6 protein-coding genes are annotated in these 6000 nt (G+C 58.3%); 3 read left to right on the top strand and 3 right to left on the bottom strand.

What is annotated here, in order from left to right; all coding sequences use genetic code 11:
* Together NKI01_RS29265 and NKI01_RS29260 are read right to left on the bottom strand one after the other, a co-directional pair.
* Positions 1–204 (bottom strand): cation:dicarboxylate symporter family transporter (locus tag NKI01_RS29265; RefSeq protein WP_352667604.1); only part of this gene is annotated, 204 nt, incomplete at its 3' end.
* Between the two features lie 54 nt (positions 205–258).
* Complete coding sequence (locus NKI01_RS29260) at positions 259–468, bottom strand: hypothetical protein (RefSeq protein ID WP_156937379.1); 210 nt, start codon at positions 466–468, stop codon at positions 259–261.
* A gap of 734 nt (positions 469–1202) precedes the next feature.
* On the opposite strand from NKI01_RS29260, the gene nifA reads away from it, so the two are divergent.
* From nifA to NKI01_RS29245, 3 genes are all read left to right on the top strand, one after another.
* On the top strand, positions 1203–2975 hold the full coding sequence (gene nifA / locus NKI01_RS29255; RefSeq protein WP_352965602.1) for a nif-specific transcriptional activator NifA: 1773 nt from the start codon (positions 1203–1205) through the stop codon (positions 2973–2975).
* 235 nt (positions 2976–3210) lie between these two features.
* Positions 3211–4350, top strand: coding sequence for a histidinol-phosphate transaminase (hisC, locus tag NKI01_RS29250; protein ID WP_352720350.1), 1140 nt, complete (start codon positions 3211–3213; stop codon positions 4348–4350).
* A gap of 91 nt (positions 4351–4441) precedes the next feature.
* Positions 4442–5482: an LLM class flavin-dependent oxidoreductase gene (locus tag NKI01_RS29245; protein ID WP_352506792.1), complete on the top strand. Its 1041-nt coding sequence runs from the start codon at positions 4442–4444 to the stop codon at positions 5480–5482.
* Positions 5483–5729: 247 nt separating this feature from the next.
* Here the strand turns inward: NKI01_RS29245 and NKI01_RS29240 are convergent, their stop codons facing one another.
* On the bottom strand, positions 5730–5933 hold the full coding sequence (locus NKI01_RS29240; RefSeq protein ID WP_352457028.1) for a hypothetical protein: 204 nt from the start codon (positions 5931–5933) through the stop codon (positions 5730–5732).
* Positions 5934–6000: the final 67 nt, after the last annotated feature.

The following is a 6000-nucleotide window of genomic DNA, read 5'->3' as shown; positions in this document are numbered from 1 at the left end:
TGTCAGGAAGATGACAGGCGCGATGATCATCTTGACCAGCTTGATGAAGGCATCACCCAGCGGCTTCAGGCTCTCGCCGGTCCCCGGATAGAAATAGCCAATTGCGACGCCTAGGGCGATGGCGGCAAGCACCTGCGCGTAAAGCTTGGCATAGAAGGGTTTGCGGGGCGCGGGACTCGCGCCGCGGACTTGTGCAGCTGACACTGTTTCTCTCTCCCTGACCGGATCGAGGTGGCGTGACTTCTCCCGGGCTTCTCCCTATCGCGGCGCTCCGGTCGAACGCTGCACCAACGCCGCCGCAATACCCATGCCAAATGGATCCGCATGACCTGAACTGACGTTGGGCTCGCCAATGATGGGATGAATGCGGTGGCACAAGACGGGAATGACAAGGCCGCCGTCCAGCACGCGCTTGATGTTCTCCGGCAGATTGCCGGTCGATCTCTCTGGCTTGCGGTTTTGCTGCACATCGTGGCGGGCTCCTCGGTTTGCCGACTTTGGGAAGGGCCGCATCGCTGGCACCAGGGCGCAGAATTGCCGTGTTCTTTGCCGCGCTCCCGCTGCAGCGACAGCTTGAAAGCGACGTCGAGACGTAGGGATTGACGCCGCTGGTGCTGACCGCGACGATGCGGTTCAGAAGTTCCGAGCACCGCCGAGAAAGCCGCGCTCGACCGCCACCTTCGCGCCTTCACACGCGACGCCGCCGCCTTATCTGCGTCATCAATATCGAGGAAATGGCGGTTGCCGCGACCGACCAGTGTCGTCGGCAGTGATTATCGCTCCCGCCCCTGGTTCGCAGGCGCTGGTGACTGGCACGGCCCGGCAACTCGGCGCGGTCAGCCGCTCGGGCACCGCATCGCCGGCGCCGTATTCTCTCGTTCAACATCGCCGACAAAAATTAGAACTGATGAATTCTATCATAGGCCGCGAGGTTTCCTTTCACGAATGAAAGAAAGCTCGATTGACTATCCCGCCTCGCTCCAGTCTTTTGAAAATCAACGTGTGGTTGCCCCCGTGCAAGCCGAGAACGTGGCCAAGCTTCGTGGAGGGAGAGCCAAGCGATGCGTCAGGGGTCGACCCGCTTTGTACTCGACCACACGGCGGTGGCACGAGTTCACGTCAGAGCATTTTCGCGCTTGCCCGCGACGTCGCGGGCGCACATGCCGCCGGCATGCATTTCATGGCGCGAGATCGAGGATCACATGCACCACAACATTCCCAAATCAGAACAAAATGCCAGCGAGTGCCGCATTTCGCTTCCGGATGCGAAAAGGGCTTACCCAAACTCCGAGACGAACACCGCGGTCCCTTTTGTGCCATCGCACGAGCACGCGCTTATCGGCATCTTCGAAATATCGAAAGTACTCACCGACCCCGCCCGGCTCGAAGTCACGTTGGCCAAGGTCGTCGATCTCCTGCCCTCGTTTGTGCAGATGCGGCACGGCATCATCGCTCTCTTCGACGCTGAGGGCGCACTGGACATCACCGTAGTCACCGGCTGCGACGAGAACAGCGATGAGCGCTCCCGGATGCGCCTGCCGCGCAAGGCAATCGATCTGATTGTGACGACGGACACGCCGCTCGTCGCCGAGAACATAGCGGTGCATTCGGCCTTCACTGCCGCTGACATAGAGGTGCTTGGGGCCTCCGACACCGTGTCCTTCATCGGCGTTCCCATTCGTGTTGATGGGAACGCCGTAGGCACGCTGACTATCGACCGTGCCTTGGACAGCAGGTCAATGTATCGGCTCGATTATGATGTCCGGCTGCTCACCATGATAGCCAACATGGTGGGACAGACAGTCAAGTTGCACCGCTTCTCCGCGGGCGACCGCGAACGACCGACGGAGGTGGAAGATCGGCTGCAAACGCAATTCTCTGATGTCAAGCACCCTGCACCGCAGCGCAAGAAGGTTCACGTCAAGGGAATGATTGGCGATAGTCCGGCGCTAAGCGCGCTGCTCGAGAAGATCGCAGTGGTAGCTAAGGCAAAGACCACGGTTCTGTTGCGAGGCGAATCCGGTACCGGGAAGGAGCTGGTCGCCAAGGCAATTCACGAGTTGTCGCCGCGCGCCAAGCGGCCCTTCATCAAACTCAATTGTGCAGCGCTGCCAGAGACAGTCCTGGAATCCGAATTGTTCGGTCATGAGAAGGGTGCCTTCACAAGCGCGTTCAATTCCCGCAAGGGCCGCTTTGAGCTCGCCGACAAGGGGACGTTGTTTCTGGATGAGATCGGCGAGATCTCGGCCTCCTTCCAGGCAAAGCTACTGCGCGTGCTGCAGGAGCAGGAGTTTGAGCGCGTCGGCAGCAACCAGACCATCAAGGTCGACGTTCGCGTGATTGCCGCCACGAACAGGAACCTTGAAGAGGCGGTTGCAAGGAATGAGTTCCGCGCCGACCTATATTATCGCATCAACGTGGTTCCCTTGCTGGTGCCGGCATTACGCCAAAGGCGCAGCGATATTCCGCTCCTCGCAGCTGAGTTTCTCAAGAATTTCAACGATGAGAACGGCCGTACGCTGACCTTCGATGCGCGTGCGATTGAAGTACTGATGAAATGTGAATTTCCCGGCAACATTCGCGAGCTTGAAAATTGCGTGCACCGGACAGCGATCCTGGCGGAGGGACGATCAATCGGGAGAAACGACTTTGCGTGCTCCCACGACCAATGCTTTGCCGAGGCGCTGCGGAAGAGCAGATCGGGCAAGGCCGCGCTGCAACCAGCGCCAATCCTCCCAGAGGCAGTGAATCCGGCCACGCCGCCGGATGCGGCCGCTCGTTCGGCCGCCACCACAGTCCCGCCTGCCGGAGCAACCCACTCATTGGGCGCGAGGACCACCGACGCCGAGCGCGTCATTGCTGCCATGGAAAGATGTGGCTGGGTGCAGGCAAAGGCGGCGCGCCTGCTTGGACTGACCCCGCGCCAGATTGGCTACGTGCTGAGGAAATACGGCATCGAGGTCAAGCGTCTGTGAAAGCATGACTCAGGCGGATTAGCTGAGACCGCTTAGCGGCTTGGCCCGCGCAGGGATGCAGATCCGCGTCCGCGTCAAGTCGATCCGACCGAGGACAGCCTGGCCGAATTCCCGTGGCAGCCGGCGTTGCGACCATCTTGTGAAAGGCGACGCTGCCATCGTCAATCCGTCCGCCATGTTGCTCTCGTTGCGAGCTCATACGGATGCCCCTGTGCGACTGAAACGGAGATAAAATATGTCCGATGCAAAACTGCAAGCTGTGCTTTCGTCTCTTCCGCAAGGGACGCGACAGTTAGATGCTCTGCCGTCCAACGGACCAGCGCCGGACGAAAGTTTTGTCAAGCTGAATACGAATGAGAACCCGTTTCCGTTGCCGCCAATCATAATGCAAAGTGCAGTGGCGGCCCTCAATCGCCAGTATCTGTATCCGGACGACGATAACATCAGCTTGAGGGAAGCAGCGTCCAATACCTATGGGGTATCCACGGATCAGGTCATCGCAGGCAACGGGTCGTCTGAACTGCTCGGACTCATCTACAGAGCTTTCCTCGCCCCTGGCGACAAGGTGGCGATGATATCGCCAGGGTTTTCGTTCAACCGCAAACTTGCCATGTTGCATGGTGCTGAGTTTCTCGAGATCGGATGTCAAACTCATTCGCTGCCAATGGAGCAATTGCTTTCCGGTCCGGCAAAAGACGCCAAGTTCATTCTGGTGGCCAATCCAAACAATCCGACCGGAACATTCCTCTCGATAAGCAATATCGAACGCCTCGTGGCACAATCGGATCGCCTGGTCGTCCTTGATGAGGCCTATGTCGACTTTGCACCCGATCACGGGCTGCGCCTCATCAACCGTTATTCGAACCTTCTGATCTTGAGAACATTTTCGAAGAGCTATGCCGCCGCCGGCATTCGCGTCGGTTTCGGTTTCGGTCACCCTGAGATTATTGGCAGGCTGCGCAACATCCAGAACGTCTTCAACATGAACGTGATCGGGCATGCGGTTGGTATCAGCGTGCTTGCGCATCGCGGCGCCTACGCAGAGAACCACAAGCACATCAGACATGAACGACAGCGAGTGACAGCCGCACTGTCGCAACTTGGATTTTCCGTAACGCCCTCCCACGCAAATTTCCTGCTAGCCCGTGTGCCAGCGGGACAGGACGGCTCATGGTGGCAAGCAGCCTTGGAAAGGCAAAAGATACTCGTTGCCTACTTTCCGGACAATGGTTTGGAACATTGCATCCGCGTCAGCATCGGCACAAAAGAGCAATTGGATGCATTTCTTGCTGCCGCTCGCGATATAGTTGGAAGCTTAAACATACCAAGCACCACGGGCAGGGGAGCGTCAGGCTCTGCTCGTTCGGTACGCTGACGCTAATCCGATATCACACATTGCTATCTTTAGACTTGCTTGGTCACCCAAGCACGACAACATTTTTCTTTAAAATCAGGGACAATATCGAGTGACAAACGTCTTTCCTTCAAACCTAGCCTTCGGCATCTTCGATCATCTGGACGAGGACGGCCTCGATATCGCCCGGCAGTACGAAGATCGCCTGATATTAGCAGAGGCGTGCGATCAGCTAGGGTTCTATGCCTATCATCTCGCAGAGCACCACTGTACCCCCCATGGGAGAGGTCCATCGCCGAATCTGTTCTTATCGAGCGTCGCCCAGCGCACCCGGCGCCTGCGTCTCGGACCCTTGGTGATGCTGCTTGCGCTTTATCATCCGCTGCGTGCGTTCGAAGAGATCTGTATGCTGGACCAGTTGAGCGGTGGCAGGCTCGAACTGGGCATAGGGCGCGGTGCTCTCCCGATCGAATTGGGTTACTTCGGGATTGGTGCGGACGCGGTGCCGGGCCGCTATGCGGAAGCCAGCGAAATTCTTGTTGAAATACTTGTTAATGCCATGAAGGTTGGCACGCTGTGCTATCAGGGCCGCCATTTTGAGCTCAATGACGTTCCTTTGACGCTAAGACCTCATCAGCGTCCACATCCGCCGACATGGGTCGCCGCCAATCGACCCGAGTCCGCAGCCTGGGCCGCTGCGAATGGAGCAAATATCGCGTGTGTAGGACCTTCCTCTTCTGTTCGCAAAACTACTGATGCGTTCCGCGCCTATCAAGAGGACAACACTGGCGCGGGCAATCGAGCGCCATTTATTGGATTGCTCCGCATGGTCGTGGTTGGGCGTTGTGACACACATGCCTATTCGCTCGCGGCACCTGCTTACGAACGATGGCTCAAGAGCTTCCAATTCCTTTACGAGCTTAACGCTATCCCCACTCCACCCAACCTGCCGCTGACCTTCGATGCGGCAGTCGAGAGTGAATTGTGCGTGGTAGGATCAGCAGCGTCTGTGCGAGAAGCTCTGCTCAGTCAGTTGGAAGAGGCAGGTGCTAACTACCTTCTTTGTCAACTGGCATTTGGGAATCTGCCGCTAGATGCTTCCCTATACACCGCGACGACCATTCAATCCGAAATCATGGCTCGACTTGGCTGACCATGAAATTCGCGGTCTGATCCGAAGGTAAATCGTTGTAACAGCGCTCCCTCACATTGCTCGAGCGTGCACGTGGTGGGGATTGGGGAAATCGTGAGGGAGGCCAAACTGACGACGAGCCGGCGGCACAGATTACCAGGTTTGTACGTTGGCCGGCATCTGGGCACGGTGTGAGACTGCACGATCCTAAGGAGATGATGGCCGAGCGCGTCACGATGCCGGCACGCATCTGCTCGTCGCGCTCGCGCTAGTCGTTGCCCATAGCCCGCCGCAAGAGGTTCTTCTCGACCGGGGCGGCGCCGGTGGCGGCTCCCGCATCCAGCTTCATCAGCGGCTCGGCGGTAGCAAAGCCGTCACTCGCTACGGCGCTGTTGAGGGCGCGCTCGCGAGCGGCTTTGCTACGCCGAGCGACACCACCTGGAGCGAGTTCGCCCGATGTCGCGGCGTGCACCGCGGTCGGATAACGACGCTGGAGGAAATCGTTCGCAGCCGGTCTTCACGATCCGCGCGAGTGCTTT

The sequence above is a fragment of the Mesorhizobium sp. M0815 genome (assembly GCF_040319995.1).
Classification (GTDB): Bacteria; Pseudomonadota; Alphaproteobacteria; order Rhizobiales; family Rhizobiaceae; genus Mesorhizobium.
Note: the sequence above shows the minus strand (reverse complement) of the source record. Positions and strands in the feature narration are given on the sequence as shown.